13 protein-coding genes are annotated in these 15,622 nt (G+C 75.7%); 9 read left to right on the top strand and 4 right to left on the bottom strand.

Translation table 11 applies throughout. The features are described from left to right. Positions 1–5 precede the first annotated feature (5 nt). The 3 genes from ACZ51S_RS09840 (at position 6) to ACZ51S_RS09830 (ending at position 3,398) form a co-directional block, all read left to right on the top strand. Positions 6–1,502, top strand: coding sequence for a dihydrolipoamide acetyltransferase family protein (locus tag ACZ51S_RS09840; protein WP_468960427.1), 1,497 nt, complete (start codon positions 6–8; stop codon positions 1,500–1,502). Positions 1,503–1,677: 175 nt separating this feature from the next. Continuing rightward, positions 1,678–2,616, top strand: a complete 939-nt coding sequence (locus tag ACZ51S_RS09835) for a GNAT family N-acetyltransferase (RefSeq protein ID WP_468475105.1) — start codon at positions 1,678–1,680, stop codon at positions 2,614–2,616. 17 nt (positions 2,617–2,633) lie between these two features. Then, a complete protein-coding gene (locus ACZ51S_RS09830; RefSeq protein ID WP_468801432.1) occupies positions 2,634–3,398 on the top strand; it encodes a hypothetical protein in 765 nt (254 codons plus the stop codon). A 21-nt stretch (positions 3,399–3,419) separates the two neighbouring features. Here ACZ51S_RS09830 and ACZ51S_RS09825 read toward each other — a convergent pair whose 3' ends face one another. After that, positions 3,420–4,106: a TetR/AcrR family transcriptional regulator gene (locus tag ACZ51S_RS09825; protein ID WP_468475103.1), complete on the bottom strand. Its 687-nt coding sequence runs from the start codon at positions 4,104–4,106 to the stop codon at positions 3,420–3,422. A 111-nt stretch (positions 4,107–4,217) separates the two neighbouring features. Between ACZ51S_RS09825 and ACZ51S_RS09820 the strand changes: the two genes are divergently transcribed. Together ACZ51S_RS09820 and ACZ51S_RS09815 are read left to right on the top strand one after the other, a co-directional pair. Beyond that, positions 4,218–4,358, top strand: a complete 141-nt coding sequence (locus tag ACZ51S_RS09820) for a hypothetical protein (RefSeq protein ID WP_468475102.1) — start codon at positions 4,218–4,220, stop codon at positions 4,356–4,358. A 14-nt stretch (positions 4,359–4,372) separates the two neighbouring features. Continuing rightward, positions 4,373–5,788, top strand: coding sequence for a DHA2 family efflux MFS transporter permease subunit (locus ACZ51S_RS09815; RefSeq protein WP_468960423.1), 1,416 nt, complete (start codon positions 4,373–4,375; stop codon positions 5,786–5,788). 25 nt (positions 5,789–5,813) lie between these two features. Here ACZ51S_RS09815 and ACZ51S_RS09810 read toward each other — a convergent pair whose 3' ends face one another. Then, the gene (locus ACZ51S_RS09810) at positions 5,814–6,227 is read right to left on the bottom strand and encodes a PPOX class F420-dependent oxidoreductase (protein WP_468475100.1); all 414 of its coding nucleotides are present in this window, start codon (positions 6,225–6,227) and stop codon (positions 5,814–5,816) included. Positions 6,228–6,301: 74 nt separating this feature from the next. After that, a complete protein-coding gene (locus tag ACZ51S_RS09805; protein WP_468475099.1) occupies positions 6,302–7,504 on the bottom strand; it encodes a DUF1266 domain-containing protein in 1,203 nt (400 codons plus the stop codon). A 246-nt stretch (positions 7,505–7,750) separates the two neighbouring features. Between ACZ51S_RS09805 and ACZ51S_RS09800 the strand changes: the two genes are divergently transcribed. Continuing rightward, positions 7,751–7,984 (top strand): hypothetical protein, encoded by a 234-nt coding sequence (locus ACZ51S_RS09800; RefSeq protein ID WP_468475098.1) that lies wholly within the window; start codon positions 7,751–7,753, stop codon positions 7,982–7,984. Between the two features lie 182 nt (positions 7,985–8,166). After that, positions 8,167–10,044, top strand: a complete 1,878-nt coding sequence (locus tag ACZ51S_RS09795; RefSeq protein WP_468801425.1) for a hypothetical protein — start codon at positions 8,167–8,169, stop codon at positions 10,042–10,044. A 35-nt stretch (positions 10,045–10,079) separates the two neighbouring features. Here ACZ51S_RS09795 and ACZ51S_RS09790 read toward each other — a convergent pair whose 3' ends face one another. Further along, on the bottom strand, positions 10,080–11,339 hold the full coding sequence (locus ACZ51S_RS09790; protein WP_468475096.1) for a serine hydrolase domain-containing protein: 1,260 nt from the start codon (positions 11,337–11,339) through the stop codon (positions 10,080–10,082). Positions 11,340–11,704: 365 nt separating this feature from the next. Here ACZ51S_RS09790 and ACZ51S_RS09785 point away from each other — a divergent pair, with 365 nt between their 5' ends. Both ACZ51S_RS09785 and ACZ51S_RS09780 read left to right on the top strand, forming a co-directional pair. Beyond that, complete coding sequence (locus ACZ51S_RS09785; RefSeq protein WP_468960420.1) at positions 11,705–12,910, top strand: FAD-dependent monooxygenase; 1,206 nt, start codon at positions 11,705–11,707, stop codon at positions 12,908–12,910. An 811-nt stretch (positions 12,911–13,721) separates the two neighbouring features. After that, a complete protein-coding gene (locus tag ACZ51S_RS09780; RefSeq protein WP_468960418.1) occupies positions 13,722–15,608 on the top strand; it encodes a C1 family peptidase in 1,887 nt (628 codons plus the stop codon). Positions 15,609–15,622: the final 14 nt, after the last annotated feature.

Raw genomic sequence — 15,622 nt, 5'->3', positions numbered from 1 at the left:
CCGCCATGACGATCCGCGAATTCAAGATGCCCGACGTGGGCGAGGGCCTCACCGAGGCCGAGATCCTCAAGTGGTACGTCCAGCCGGGTGACACGGTCACCGACGGGCAGGTCGTCTGCGAGGTGGAGACGGCGAAGGCGGCCGTCGAGCTGCCGATCCCCTTCGACGGGGTGGTGCACGCGCTGCTCTTCGAGGAGGGCGTGACGGTCGACGTCGGCCAGGTCATCATCTCCGTCGAGACCGGTGACCCGGCGGGCACCGCGGCCGAGGCCCCGGCGGCGGCAGCCGCTGCCGCCCCGGAGGCCGCCGAGGAGCCGGCGGCCGCGGCCCGCCAGCCCGTGCTGGTCGGCTACGGGGTCTCCCAGGCCTCGACCAAGCGCCGCCCGCGCAAGGCCCCCGCGGCCGCCGTCGCCGGGCAGAACGGCACGGCCGCCCCGGCCGCGCCCGCGGCGCCCGCCGCCGCTCCGGCCGTGGTTCCGGCGCAGCCGGCCCCCGCCGCCGCCCAGGCCCCGGCAGCCCCGGCCGCCGTCCCGCAGAACGGCACCGCGGTGCCGTCGGCGGAGCGTCCGCTGGCGAAGCCGCCCGTGCGCAAGCTCGCCAAGGACCTCGGCATCGACCTGGCCGCGGTGGTCCCCACCGGCGACGGCGGGGTCGTGACGCGGGAGGACGTGCACGCCGCCGCGGCGGCCGCGCTGGCCCCGCAGGCGGCAGCCCCGGTGACGGCCCCGGCGGCAGCGCCCGCGGCGGCCCCCGCACCGGCCACGGCCACGGCCGGGACGGTGCCGGCGTTCGAGGCGGGAGCACGGGAGACCCGTATCCCGGTCAAGGGCGTCCGCAAGGTCACCGCCCAGGCCATGGTCGGCTCCGCCTTCACCGCGCCGCACGTCACGGAGTTCATCACCCTCGACGTGACGCGCACGATGAAGCTGGTCCAGGAGCTGAAGGAGGACCCGGACCTCGCCGGTCTGCGGATCAACCCGCTGCTCCTGATCGCCAAGGCCGTCCTCATCGCCGTCCGCCGCAACCCGGAGGTCAACGCCTCCTGGGACGAGGCGGCCCAGGAGATCGTGCTCAAGCACTACGTCAACCTGGGGATCGCGGCGGCCACCCCGCGCGGCCTGATCGTCCCGAACATCAAGGACGCCCACGCCAAGAGCCTGGCGGAACTGTCGACGGGCCTGTCGGAGCTGGTCGCCACGGCCCGCGAGGGCAAGACCTCCCCGGCCGACATGCAGAACGGCACCCTCACCATCACCAACGTGGGCGTCTTCGGCGTCGACACCGGTACGCCCATCCTGAACCCCGGCGAGTCCGCGATCCTCGCGGTCGGCGCGATCAAGCTCCAGCCGTGGGTCCACAAGGGCAAGGTGAAGCCGCGTCAGGTCACCACCCTGGCGCTGTCGTTCGACCACCGGCTCATCGACGGCGAGCTCGGCTCCAAGTTCCTCGCCGACATCGCGGCGGTCCTGGAACACCCGCGCCGGCTGATCACCTGGTCGTAGCGCACACGACCGGGCCGTGAGCGGCCCGGTCGCGGCCCGTGCCGCCCGCCCGCGGCGCACGCGCCGGCACCCGCCGACGGCCGGTCCCCTCCCGGGGGACCGGCCGTCGGGCGTCGGGCCCCGGCCGGCGGGAAACCCCTGGCCAAAGCCATGCGCCGGTGTGATCATCTGGCTGATGAGATTTCGCGCTGCCACAGCAGACCCCGCAGACCTCGACCGCGCCCTGGCCCACCCGGCCGACGGCCCCGTCGCCGCCCTCACCCCCGACCGGATCCGCGAGGAGTTCGCGGCGAACCGGATGCGCCCCGAGTGGACCTGGTCCGCCGAGGACGCGGACGGCCGGGTGCTGGCCCGCGCCCTGTGGTGGGGGCGCGCCGACAGCGAGCGGCCAGTCGCCCTCGACTGCCTCCAGGTCGCCGGCACGGTCGCCGACCCGGCCGCCCTGGCCGCCGCGCTGCTGGAGGCCGGTCACGCCGCCTTCGGAAAGCGCCCGGGCTACAACGTCTCCCTGCCGCGCGGCTGGCGCGCCGACCCCGGCCTGGCCGCCGCGGTGGCGTGGCGGCAGGAGGCCGCGTACCGGGCCGGACTGACGCGGGAGATCGAGCGGCTGCGCTACGAGTGGACCCCGGCCGCCGGGACGGCGGAGCCGACGGGCCGACTCGTCTTCCGCGAGGGGAGCGACGAGGAGTTCCTCGACGTCTTCGCCCGGCTCTCGCGCGGCAGCCTCGACCTGGCCACCCGGCACGAACTCGACAGCATGAGCGAGGAGGAACTGGCCCGCGAGGACTTCGAGTTCTACCGCGACTGCCCCGGCGAGCGCTCCTGGTGGCGCCTGGCCCACCTCCCCGACGGCACCCTCGCCGGGATGGCCCTGCCCTCCGCGACCCCCTACCACCGCAACGTCGGCTATCTGGGGATCGTCCCCGAGCAGCGCGGGAAGGGCCTGATCGACGAGGTCCTCGCCGAGATCACCCGCTTCCACGCCTCCGAGGGCGCCGAGCGCGTCACGGCGACCACCGACACCGTCAACCTGCCGATGGCCGCGGCCTTCGACCGGGCCGGCTACGAGGTCACCGAGATCCGTCTCGTCCTGGAGGCTCCGCCCGGGAACTGAGGCGGTAGCCTCCCGGGATGCCGATCGCCGAGTTGCAGGTGTACGACGTGGAGGAGGCCGACGTCACCGGTGGGGTGTGTCTCGTACGGTGCGTCGGCGGGGTGGCGCGGGCCGGACAGGTGTACGCGGCCGGGCAGTCGCGGGTCTGGCTGCGTGCGATAGAGCGGTACGGGCGCGACGTCGGCTCCTTCGACGCCGGGCACACCGCGCGGGTCCGCCTCGCGGGCGCCGCCGTCGCGCTGCTGAGCCGCGGCCAGGTGCTGACCTGCGTACCGCCCGACGGGCACGGCCTGGCGGAGCTGGAGGCCTGGCTGGCCACCGGGCCGCCGCTGACGGACGAGCCGCGCCCGCGCACCCTGCGCGGCCTCGCGGTGGGCGGGATGCGGGACGCGCTGCTGCCGGACGCGACGCGGCTGCGCTGGGGCCGGGTGGCGCAGGCGGCGGCGTACCGCTGCGCGGCGGCGGAGGGCGCGTCCGATCTGGTCCGGGGGATCGAGCTGGCCTTCGTACGCGGCTACCTGCTCCGGGAGTTCGGGCCCGGCCCGGGCGGCGACCCCGCCGCGGTGTGCCGGGAGTCGCTCGCGCTCGTCGACCTCACTCCGGAGCAGGCTGCCGCGCGGGCGCGCGTCTGGCGCGAGCTGCCGCGCGCGGAGATCGTGCACCTGCGCCACCTGAAGATCCTGCTGCGGTGGACGGGCGCCGCCCGGCCGTACCTGGTGGACGGCGATCCGTCGGCGGTGGCGCTGGACGCCTGGTCGCGGGTCCGTCCAGTCCTGCCCTAGACCCGGTCCGGGCGGGGGTCGTCATCCGGCCCGGTAGGCGCGCAGGAAGGCCGAGACCCCGCCGGTCAGCAGCCGGTCGGTCTCCTCATCGGACAGGGGCAGGAGGCCGTAGTGGGACTCCTGCACGATCTGCTGCGCGGACAGTGCCGTGAAGTGGGTGCCCGCCAGTTCGGCGTCGCCGTGGACGTCGATCAGCCCGGCGGCGGCGAGGCCCTCCATGGCCTCGGCGAGGGCGCGGGCGACCGGGCGCGGTCCGGCGTCCTTCCACGCCTCCAGCACCTCGGCGGGCACGTGGTTGACCTCGGCGTGGATGTGCCGGACCAGCGCGAAGTGGTCGGAGTGCTCGAACATCGTGCGGACCAGCGCGCGGGCGAGGGCCGTCAGATCGCGTTCCAGATGGTCCGGGTGGGGCGGCCGCGCGGGGTCGAGCAGGGCGCGCACCTTCGCGGTGTGGGCGTCGCGCACCTCGCCCGAGGTCCAGGTGACGACGGTGGCGAAGAGCTCCGCCTTGCCCCCGGGGAAGTGGTTGTAGAGGGTCCGGGTGGAGACGCCGGCGGCCTCGGCGAGCGCGTCGACGGAGGCGCGCGCGTACCCCTCGCGGCCGAAGAGGGGGCAGGCCGCTTTCGCCAGGGCGATCCGCTTCGCGAGCTTTCGCGGCGGGACGTCGCGCTGTACGTCTTCTGTCCGGGTGCCGTCGCTGGCGGCCACGCCTGCCTCCTCCATTTTTACAACGAGCGTTGCAGTACTTACAACGCTCGTTGTAGCTTACCGGGGTGGAGGCCGCACCGGGCGGCACTCCGCTGTCCAAGGGAGATCATCATGTCTGCCGCCGAAACAGCCCCGGACGAGCCGCTGCGCGCGGCCGTCACCCCGAGCCCCGCCGGGAACCCGCCCGGACGTCCGGACCGGCGCGGGCGGGCCCCGCGGACGGCACGCGCCACGCGGCCCCACGAGGCCTGAGGGAGCTGGACACCATGACCGCAGCCCCCGCCTCCGCTTCCACCGCCCGCCCCGAAGCCCCGCCCGCCGCACCGGGGCCGTTAGGGAAGACCGTCGCCGTCGTCATCACCGGCTCGATGATGGCGGTCCTCGACATGACCATCGTCAACGTGGCCCTCGGCCGGCTCTCCGACGCCTTCCACGCCCCGCTGGAGACCATCCAGTGGACCGCCACCGCCTACACCCTCGCGCTGGCCGCCGTCATACCGGCCGCGGCCTGGGCCATGGGCCGGATCGGCGCCAAGCGCACCTACCTGACCGCCCTCGTCCTCTTCACCCTGGGCTCCGTGCTCGCCGCCTGCGCGTGGAGCGCGGGCAGCCTGATCGCCTTCCGCGCCCTCCAGGGGCTGGGCGGCGGACTGCTGATGCCCGTCGGCATGACCATGGTCATGCGGACCGCCGACCGGGCCCGGCTGGGACGGGCGATGGCCATGCTCGGGCTGCCGATCCTCGTCGGACCGGTCGCCGGCCCGGTGATCGGCGGCCGGCTGATCGACTCCGCCCCCTGGCAGTGGATCTTCCTGATCAACCTGCCCGTCGGAGCGGCCGCCCTGCTGCTCGCGGCGAAACTCCTGCGGCCCGACGGCCCCGCCGACCCGGCGTCGGCGCCCCGGCTGGACGCCGCCGGGCTGCTGATGCTCTCCCCGGGACTGGCCCTGCTGCTGTTCGGGCTGACCCGGGCCGGCGAGGGCGGCGACTTCACCGCCCCCGGCGTGCTGCTGCCCACCCTCGCCGGCGCGGCCCTCGCCGCGGGCTTCGTCCGGCGTGCCCTCAGGGTCCGCGAGCCGCTGCTGGACCTGCGGCTGCTGCGCGACCGCACCTTCGCCGCCGGGATCACCACCCTCGCCTTCTTCACCTGCGGCTACTTCGGGTCGATGCTGCTGGCCCCGATGTACTGGCAGCAGGCGCGCGGCATGAGCGCCGGCACGGCCGGGCTGCTCGTCGCCCCCGTCGGGCTCGCCGTCGGCCTGGTCATGCAGATCGCCTCGCGGCGCGTCGACAAGGTCTCGCCGCGCGGCCTGATCACCGCCGGTGCGGTGGTGGCTGCCCTCGGCATGCTGGCGTCGGCCCTGCTGACCGGCACCCCCGGCGCGCCGGTCTGGCAGGTGGTCGGCGCGGCGGTGGTCATGGGCGTCGGCTCCGGCATGGTGCTGATGCCGGCGATGACCACCGCGAGCCGTGACCTGCCCGGCGGGCGGATGGCCGCGGCGAGCACCGCCCTGAGCATCAACTCCCAGCTGTGGGCCTCCGTGGGGACGGCCCTGCTCTCCGTCCTCCTCGGCGGAACGGGCCCCGGCCCGTCCGGCTTCCGCCTCGCCTACGGAGCCGCGGCGGTGCTGCTGGCGCTGTCCGTGATCCCGGCGCTGCGCCTGCCGGGCCGGCGGGCGTAGCCGGGCCGGCAGGCGTAGTCGGGCCTCAGGCCTTCGCGGCGTTGCCGAGCACCTTGGACGGGGTGATGCGCACGACGACGCGTACGGCTCCGTCGGAGGCGTCCTGGTACTCCTTGCCGCCGCCCGGGCCCAGGTACTCCTCGGCGATGCGGACGGCGACCGTCCGGCCGGTGTCCTCGGTGACGGTGGCGGTGCCGCGTATCTCCGCGTACAGGTACGGGTTGGCGAGGTCGAAGACGGTGAGGCCGACCCGCGCGTCGCGGGCGATGTTCCGCTCCTTGCGGCGGCCGCGCTCGGTGGAGACGAGCAGGTCGTCACCCTCCCGGGAGACCCACACCACCGAACTCTGCGGGCTGCCGTCGGGGTTGAGGGTGGAGAGCACCGCGGGGTGGGGGGAGTCGAGGAGCCGGCGTACGGCATCGTTCAGGGCAAGGGTCATGGAGGGGAGGGTAATTGGCGCTCGTAACGGCGCCGAGGGCCTCGTTGGGGGCCACGCCTACTGCCCGAAGTCGCTCAGTCCCAGGGGATGTTGCGGTACGGGCTCGCCGGATCGGTGGTCAGGGTGAGGTGGGTGGCGAGCGAGGAGCCGTACCAGCGCCCGAACTCCTCCTCGTCGAAGTGCAGGCAGCGCCCCAGCGCGTACCCGGCGGAGAACTCCTCCCACGACCGGTACGCGCCCCGGGCGGCCGCGCCCGCCCGGAGCACCGCGCGTTCGGCGTCCTCCAGGGTGCCGTAGCGGGTGGCGACGCCCCAGCGGGCCATCTGCGAGGCCCGGCCGTGGTCCCAGGCGTGCACCGAGCGCACCCAGCCGTCCTCGGGGAGCAGCCCGTCGGCCCGGAAACGCTGCTCGTAGCGGGCTATCCGGCCGATGAGCCGCCGCACCCCGGCGATCTCCCCCTCGACCTCCGCGACGGGGCGCGGCGCGGCGACCGTCACCCCGTCGGGGGTGAGCTGCGGCTCGGCGGCGATCTCGGCGCCGCGCCGCAGGCTCGCCTCGGCGGCGTGGCGCCAGTGCTCGACGTCGACGGGGCCGGCGAGGTCGGAGGCGAGGAGGCGGCGCACGCGCAGCGCGTACTCCCAGACCGGGCTGACGATCTCGGCGTTCAGCATCCGCTGGAGCACCTCCAGCCAGCCGGCGGTGCCGGTGACGCCCCACGCCTTGAGCAGGCGTTCGCGTTCGTGGGTGTAGCCGTTGCCGTGGTGGGCGAGGGCGTTCCAGAACTCCCCGTTGGACACGGCGAGGTGGGCCCCGAGGGCCAGCCCGTGCGCGACGGGACCGTGCAGCGGCCCGCCGGTATGCAGGGCGTGCAGGGTGCCGGGGGTGAGCCCCCAGGTGGGCGCGGCGTCCCAGTGCGCGCGCCAGCGGGCCCGGTCGGCGGGGGTGGTGGTCAGGTACGCCTCGGCGGGCGTGCCCGGGTTCACGGCGAGGTGGGCGGGGTCCCGGTGGTCCCAGGCGTTCGCGAACCAGGCGAGGCTCTGGCGCAGGAACACGGTGTGCGCGTCCGGGACGGGGAGCACGCCCCGGGTGTACACGGCGAGTCCGGCCGGGCCGGGGTGGAAGCGGGCCGCCCGCGGATCGGCGTCGACCTGGGCCCTGGGCTGGGGCAGGAACAGCTCGGCGCGGGCGAGGGCGTCCAGGTACGCGGACCAGTCGCCGCGCCGCTTCGCCTCGTACAGCTCCCTCTCGATCGCACTCGGCGCCGTCCAGCCATCCATACGGGGACCCTATACGGGCCCCGGGAGCCCGCCCCGGGAGCCCGCCCCGGCCGCACGGTACCGGTGTGCGGCCGGAGGGGGGCGGAGGGAACCGGCGGGAAGGCCCCGGGCGTTCGGGCCCTCGCCCTTTGAGACGTCCGTGAGACTTCGGGCGGCCTTGCCGCTCGTAACGTCGGTGGAGTCCGCCTCTGACGCAAGGGGGCAGAGGCCCACCCGCGAGGGTGTCGGGGATAGTGAGGGGAAAACATGATGCGACGGATTCGTACGGCACTGCTCGGGGGAGCGGTCGGCCTGGGCGCGCTGATGTTCGCCGCGGTTCCGGCTTCGGCGGCGCCCACTCCGGCCGGGACGTCGGGGAAGGTCGTACTGGCGGCCGACGCGGGCACCGCCCAGGTGGCCCAGGCCGCCGACTGCCGGTACGGCGGGTGGATCCGGTACTCCGACGGCACGGTGGTGCACGTCTACATCTGCGGTGAGTGACGTCGGGGGGTGAAGGACCGCTCCGGGAGGCCCCGGCCGACACGGGCCAGGCCTCCCGGGGCAGGCCTCCCGGGGCAGCCGGAACACCCTCGTCCGCGGCTGTCCCGCTCCTATCATCGTCAGCCCGGACCGTGCTCCACGGGTCCGTGCCGAGCCGGTGACCGAGGGGCGGGGGCCGCCACATGGGAACAGCACCAGCCGAGCCCGCGTTAGCCAACGCCGGGCAAGCGGCCGTCAGGGACGCGGTGACGGCGCTCCTCGCGGGGGCGGGGCGGGGCGTCGTGGTCGACGTCGTCGGACCCTTCGGGTCCGGGAAGAGCACCCTGCTGGCCGGACTCGCGGACGGGCTGCCGGTCGTCAGGGCCCGGCGGGACGACCCGAGGGACGACCTGAGGGCCGCCCTGCGCGAGGCGTCCGGCGGCGCGCGGCCCGTCGTCCACGTGGACGACGCCGACGCGCCGGGCTTCATGGGTGTGCTGCGCGACGAACTCCGCCGGGCGGGGCCCGGGGTGCACGTCGTGCTCGCCAGCGGACACCCGTTACCCGGCACGTCGACGGTCCCGGTCCCGCGGTGGACGGACGGAGAGGTCCGCGACCTGGCCGTCGCGCTCGGCGTCACCGCCGGGCTCGACCTGGTGGTCGCGCTGGCCGGGGGGCTGCCCCTGGTCGCGGGCGGGCTCAGCCGCGCGCTGCTCGCGCCGACCCCGCCCGACGTGCCCGGAGCCGTCGCCGACCGGGCGCTGCGCGAGGTCCTGGCCGAAGTCCCCCTGGACCGGCACCTGTCCCACGTACTCGAAGCGCTGGCCGCCGTGGGCCGCGGGGACGAGGAACTGCTGGCCGGCCTGGTCGAACCACCGGACGGGCAGGACTGGTTCGCCGCGCTCACCGACCTCGCGCTGATCACGGTCACCGAATGCGGGCCGACGGTCGTCGAACCGTTCCGCACCCTCCTCGACCTCCGGTACCGCTGGCGCCGCCCGGTCGCGCACCGCGCCGCGATCACGCGGGCCGCTTCCCGCAACCTCCGCCTGCTGGACGCCACCGCCGACGACCGCCGCCGACGGGCCCTCGCGGTGCATTCGCTGTACCTGACCGACGACCCGGTCGTCCGGAGCGCGCTGTTCCCGCCCGCGCCGGACGTGCCCGTCGTACGAGAGGCCCGGCCCGGCGACCACGAGCGGATCGCCGCGCTGGCCCACCAGTGGGCGCGCGGCGGCGGCCACAGCACCGTCCGTACCGGCCGGCTGCTCGACGGCTGGCTCCGGCACACCCCCGAGGGGTTCCGCGTGGTGTGCGACCCGGACGACCGGCCGGTGGGCATGAGCTACACACCGCTGCTCACCGACCGGGCGCTGGCGGTGATCGAGCCGGTGACCCGCCAGCACACCGACCGGCTGGCGGCCGGGGGCGACGGGGCCGCCGGGGCGTTCATTGGGATGGCGGCGTGCGAGGACGGACACCCGGGCGCGCACGCCGCACTGCTGCGCCGGATCCTGGCCGAGGGCATCGGGCAGCGGCGGATGGTGGTCGCCACGCCCTCGCCGGACTACCAGCGACTGGTGCGCAGGCTCGGCTTCGGCTTCGTCGGCACGGCCCGCCACGAGCCCTCCGACGGCGGGCCGAGCGCGGAGATCCACGAGCTGGCGTTCCCCACCCCCGACGGCCTCGCCGCATGGCTGGGCCGCGTCGCCGCCACCGGTCCGGCCGGGCCCGTACCGCCGGACCTGCGGTGGTGCGCGGCCGAGGTCCGCAAGGCGCTGGAGGCCCTCCACGAGCCGGCACGCCTGGCCCGGAGCGCCCTGCTGGCGACGGTCGCCACCGCGACCCCGCAGGGGCTGCGCGGGGCGCTGGCCGAGGCGATCACGGAGCTGATCGCCTCCGACGACCCGCCCACCGCCCAGGCGGGACGGATCCTGGACGCCTACTACGTACGCCGCCGCGCCGACCACGTGGGCGTGGCGCACCGCCTGCACCTGAGCCGCGCCACGTACTTCCGTCGGCTCGACCTCGGCCTGACCCGCATCGCCGAGCGGATCCTCGCCGGGTACCGCGCGTCCTGAGAGCCCGCGCCGCTCCGCCGGATGGTGCCGTGGGGTCAGTCGTGCCGCGGGGCGGTCGGCTCGTGGCCCGGGTAGACGTGGTCCGGAGTGACGATGCCGGTGATCGCCTCGCCGAAGAGGGTGCTCGGTTCCTGACCGTCGTGCAGGACGTCGGTGTTGAGGATGACGACGAGGGTCGCCCGCTCCTCCGGGAGGTAGACGCCGAGGCTCTCGTAGCCCGGGAGCGACCCGTTGTGGCCGATCCAGCCCTGGACGTCGAAGATGCCCAGGCCGTAGCCGGCGCCGGGAATGCCGGCGGAGGTGGTCTTCAGGCGCTCCGCCTGTGTCGCGGGCTTCAGGAGGGTGCCGGTGGCCAGGGTCTTCGCCCAGCTGCGCAGGTCCTCCATGGTGGAGATCATCGCGCCCGCCGCCCACGCCCAGGACGGGTTCCAGTCGGTCGAGTCGACGATGTCGCCGGAGGCCGACTGGTCGGTGTAGCCCTGCGCGTGCGGTTCGGGGAAGTCCGCGTTCGTGGGGAAGAGGGTGTGGTGCAGCCCCGCCGGTTCGATGACCTGCTCCCTGATGACCCGCTGGAGCGGCTGACCGGTGACCTTCTCGATGACCAGGCCCAGCAGGATCAGGTTGGTGTTGGAGTACTGGAACTTCGCGTTCGGCTCGAACTGGACCGGGTGCCCGAACGAGTAGTCCAGCAGCTGCCGCGGGGTGAAGGGACGCGTGCCGCCGGTGGTGAGCGCCTTGCCGAACTCTTCGTCCTCGCTGTAGTTGAAGAGACCGCTGCGCATGCCGGCCAGCTCGCGCAGGGTGATGCGGTCGCCGTTCGGCACGCCGGAGACATACGTGCCGATGGGGTCGTCCAGTCCCGCCTTGCCCTGGTCGACCAGCCGGAGCAGGGCGGTGACGGTGAAGGTCTTGGTCTGGCTGCCGATGCGGGTGTAGAAGTCGGTCCGCATCGGCGCGCCGCTCTCCTTGTCGGCCACCCCGAACGTCCTGACGTAGCTGCCCTTGCCCGGCGCCCACAGCCCCACGATCACGCCGGGCACCTTCGCCTCGCGCAGGGTGTCCCGGATCGCCGCGTCGAGCTTCGCGGCGACCGCGGGCGTGAGTTCGGGGAAGTCCCGGCCGGCGTCCGGCGAGGGCGCGGATCGCGCGTCGGGGACGGCGGGCGCCGCGGCGGCGGTCCGGCCCGGGGCGGACGTCCCGTACGCGGGGCCCGCGGCGACCGGGGCGATGAGCACACCGGCGGCGGTCACGGCCGTGCAGGCCCGGCGCAGCCGGATACGGGCGGTCGGCGTCATGGCACGGCCTCCTGTCGTCCGAGGAACCCGAGACCCCGAGGTCGCGACAAGGCGACAACGTACCCAGCCTAGGACCGCCGCCTCTGCTCCGCCCGGTGGACGGCGGGGCGCGGTACGGGGGGTGGTGCGGGAGGCGTCGGGGGACGCGTCGGAGCGGGACGGGGCAAGGGGGGCGCCGCGTCCCGCTCCGAAGGTGATCGAGTATCCGATCGGGCGTCGCCGCAGTCCTTCCTGAGCCGCGGCGACCCGGTTCATGCTGCTCGCCGCCGCTGACGTACCGCTGACGTTTCGCTAACGCCCGCCGCGGCGCGGTCCGCTCAGTAGGCTGGTCGCCCAGTGCGACTCGGCGGCGGCAGGGGGCGGTCATGCGGGGCGGAACGGTCGCGGTGGTCGGCGGGAGCATCGCCGGGTGCGCCTTCGCCTCGGCGGCGGTACGGGCCGGGGCCGCGCGGGTCGTCGTACTGGAGCGCACGCGCGGGCGGCTCGCGGACCGGGGGCTCGGACTGTGCGTGCACGACGAACGCGCCGCCGAGCTGTCCGCCGCCGGGGCGCTGCCCGGCGGAATCCCCGCGCACCGGCTGCTGCGGCGGCGGTGGGTGGTGCGCGACGCCGGGGCCGGGCCCGGCGGACGGCTCGTCTGGGAGCAGCCGTTCCCGTTCCACTCGTACCACTGGGGGCTGTTGTGGCGCGGGCTGCGCGAGGCGACGCCGCGGGAGGTCGTGTACCGGCAGGGCGTGACCGTCGCGGGCGTGGCCGGGGACGCGGACGCGGCCGAGGTGCGGCTCGGGGACGGTTCCGTCGAGCGGTACGACCTGGCCGTCGGCGCGGACGGGTACCGGTCGGTGGTCCGGGAGGCGGTGGCGCCGGGAGCACGGCCGCGCTACGCCGGGTACGTGTGCTGGCGCGGCAACTTCGACGCGGCCGCACTGGCGGGCGACGGCTCGCACCCCGACGCGGTGACCACGGTGTGCTACCCCGGCGGGAGCTGCGTCGTCTACCGCATCCCCGGTCCCGGCGGGCCGCGCGTGAACTGGGTGCTCTACGCGTCGCCCCCGCGGGACGGACAGCTGCGCTTCGACGACCCGACCAGCTTCCCGCCGGGCGCGCTCACCCCGCGCCTGCTGGAGCACCTGCGGGCCCTGCTGGAGCGGGAGTTCCCGCCGTACTGGGGCCGGGCCCTGGCGCTGACCGACCCGGCGGACACCTTCGTGCAGCCCATCTACGACCTGGAGACCGCGAACACCACCGCCGGCCGGCTCCTGCTCGCCGGGGACGCGGCCACGGTGGTGCGCCCGCACAACACCAGCGGCGCCGCCAAGGCGCTCCAGGACGCCACCGCCTTCGGGGCCGCGTGGGCCGGGGCGGACACGTGGGAGGAACTGCTGCGGGCCTACCGGGCGGCCAGGGGGCCCGCCGGCCGGGAACTGGTCGCGCTGGCACGCCGGCTGGGGCGGGCCCAGGTGGAACGGACCCCGGACTGGGCGCGGATGAGCCGGGGCGAGGCCGAGGCGTGGTGGCGGGCCCAGCTCGCGGGGGCCCCGGGCATCGGCGGCCAACCGCTGCCGCGCTGACGCCGCCGCCCCGGCCCGCTGCGCGGAGCCCCTCCCCGCCCCGCCCCCTCCCGCCGTTCCCCGTGGCTCCGCCCCGGACCCGGCTCCGGGGCTGCGCCCCCGGGTCCGTTCCGGGGCTGCGTCCCGCTGCGCGGAGCTGCTCCCCGCCCCGCCCTTCCACCGTTCCCCGTGGCTCCGCCCCGGACCCGGTTTCGGGGCTGTGCCCCGGGACCCCGGTTTCGGGGCTGCGCCCCCGGGTCCGTTCCGGGGCTGCGTCCCGCTGCGCGGAGCTGCTCCCCGCCCCGCCCTTCCACCGTTCCCCGGGGCTGCGCCCCCGGACCCGGCTCCGGGGCTGCGCCCCCGGACCCCGCTTCGGGGCTGCGCCCCGGGGGGCCTGCTTCCGGGGCAGCGCCCCGGACCCCCGTTCCGGGGCTGCGCCCCAAGACCCCGCTTCGGGTCTCCGTCCCGGACCCCCGCTTCCGGGGCTGCCCCCGGGCCCTGGCTTGGGGCTGCGCCCGGGCCCCCCGTTCCGGGGGTGTGCTCCGGGTGCCGGTTCCCCGTAGCGCCCGCCGGCCGCGCCTCTGGGGCTGCGCCCTGGGCCCGCTTCCGGGGTGTGCCCTGGACGCCTTCCGGGGCGCAGCCCCGAACCCCCCGCTTCCGGGGCTGCGCCCCCTCGCGCCGCCCCGCCGCTCCGCCGTCGCGCCCGCCCCGGGGGCGAACCCGCGTACGACCCCCGTGCCACCGCGCGACCGCGCGGCCCCCCTTGACGGGGCAATGCGCCGGGGAGACGCTCCCCGGGCTCATGACCGAGGTTGCAGCTGGGGGGCCGGGGATGCAGGAGGAGTCTGTCCAGACGGTGGGGGAGCTGCGGGCGCGGCTCGCGGGGCTCGGGGCGCGGTGGAGCGTCAGCGAGCACCTGTCGGACGGCGACCCCCTGCCGCGGCCCGCGCTCGGGCTGGAGCCGGGGCCGAACCTGACGCCCGCCGCGGAGGCGGGTCCGGTGGACCTGCGGGCGCTCGTGGGGAGACCGAGCGGCAACCCGCACCTGACCCGGCGCCGCGCCGCCCACGGGCTGCTCCCGGGAACGGCCGGCGGCCGCCCCGGCCGGCCCGCCGCCGTCGACTGGCGCGACCGGTGGGGCCGGCCCTGGCTGACGAAGGTCAAGGACCAGAACCCGTGCGCCGCCTGCTGGGCCTTCGTCGCGGCCGGGCTCGTCGAATCGATGGCCCGGATCGAGCACGACGTATGGGCCGCGCGCTCCGAGGGCGACGTCCACGGCGGCCTGAAGTCCACCTGCGGGCAGGGCGGCAACCCGGAGACCGCGCTCGACTGGATCAGGGACAACGGCGGTCTCGCCGACCCGGACTGCCTGCCGTACAGCCCCCCGCCCCCCGGTCTGCCCGCCGAGCGGCGCGACGCCTGGCGCGCCGAGTACACGCCCGGCTGGGACCGCTCGGGCCGCACCGTCCGCATCACCGACTACGTACGCCTCGGCGACGTCGAGCAGCAGAAGGTGTGGCTGGACACGGTCGGCCCGCTCACCGCCTGCTTCGACGTCTACGACGACTTCTTCGGGCTCGGCTCCGGCGTCTACCACCGCACCAGCGAGCGGCTCGCGGGCGGCCACTGCGTCCTGGTGGTCGGCTACGACGACACGGCCGGCTGCTGGCTGTTCAAGAACTCCTGGGGGACCGGCTACCACGTCGGCGGCTACGGCCGGATCGCCTACGGCGAGGCCAACATCGACCACTGGGCCAAGTGCGGTCTGCGGGGCACCAACGTGGACCCCTGGAGCAAGCGCCGCCTGCACGCGGGCAGCGTCTACGAGAGCGGCAACGGCCGGGCCCACCGCAACTTCGAGATGGCGGCCACCGCGGGCGGCGGCCGGCTCCAGCACTGGTGGCGCGAGGGCGACGCCCCCTTCGCCTGGTCCCGGGCCGGGACCTTCGCCTCCGACGCCTCCGGCCAGCCCGCCTTCACCGGCAGCACCTACAACCGCAACATGGAGTCCCTGCACGTCACCACCGGCGGCCGGCTGCGCCACTGGTACTACGAGCAGGCCTTCGGCGTCTGGCGCGACGGCGGCGCATTCGGCCCCGGGGACGCGGCCATCGGCTCGACCCCGGCGTTCATCCAGAGCGACTACGGCAGCCCGGGCAACTTCGAGGTGGTGGTCCGCACCGCCGACGGCCGCCTCAACCACTGGTGGCGGATCAACGGCGCCCCCTGGACCTGGCACGACGGCGGCCGCTTCGCCTCCGGCATCGCGCACTGCGGCCCCGCCCTCGTCCAGACCCGCTCCCGGACCCTCGACCTGGTCGCCGCCCGCACCGACGGCCGGATGCAGCTGTGGTGGCGCGACGACCCCAACGGCTTCGTCTGGCGGGCCGGGGAGGTCTTCGGCGGCGGCGTCCGTTCGGCACCCTGCATGATCGAGGGCCCGTACGGGGCCGCCGACGAGGACACCGCCGGGAACTACGAGCTGTGCGTGGCCCGCGCCGACGGCCGGGTCGAGCACTGGTGGCGGGGGAACGCGGCCGGCGCCCCCTGGGCCCGCGGCGCCGTCTTCGGGCACGACGTGCTCGCGGTCACCGGGATGCTCCAGGGCAGCTTCGGGTTCAACCTGGAGGTCGTCGTCCTGCGCACGGACCGCCTGCTCCAGCACTACTGGCGCGACGGCGCGGGCTGGCACGAGGGGGCGGTGATCGGCCCGGCGTGACGGACCAGGGAGGC

Source organism: Streptomyces sp. NPDC034043, from assembly GCF_055575675.1.
The sequence above is the reverse complement of the archived record's forward strand: the minus strand, read 5'-3'. Positions and strand labels throughout refer to the sequence as shown.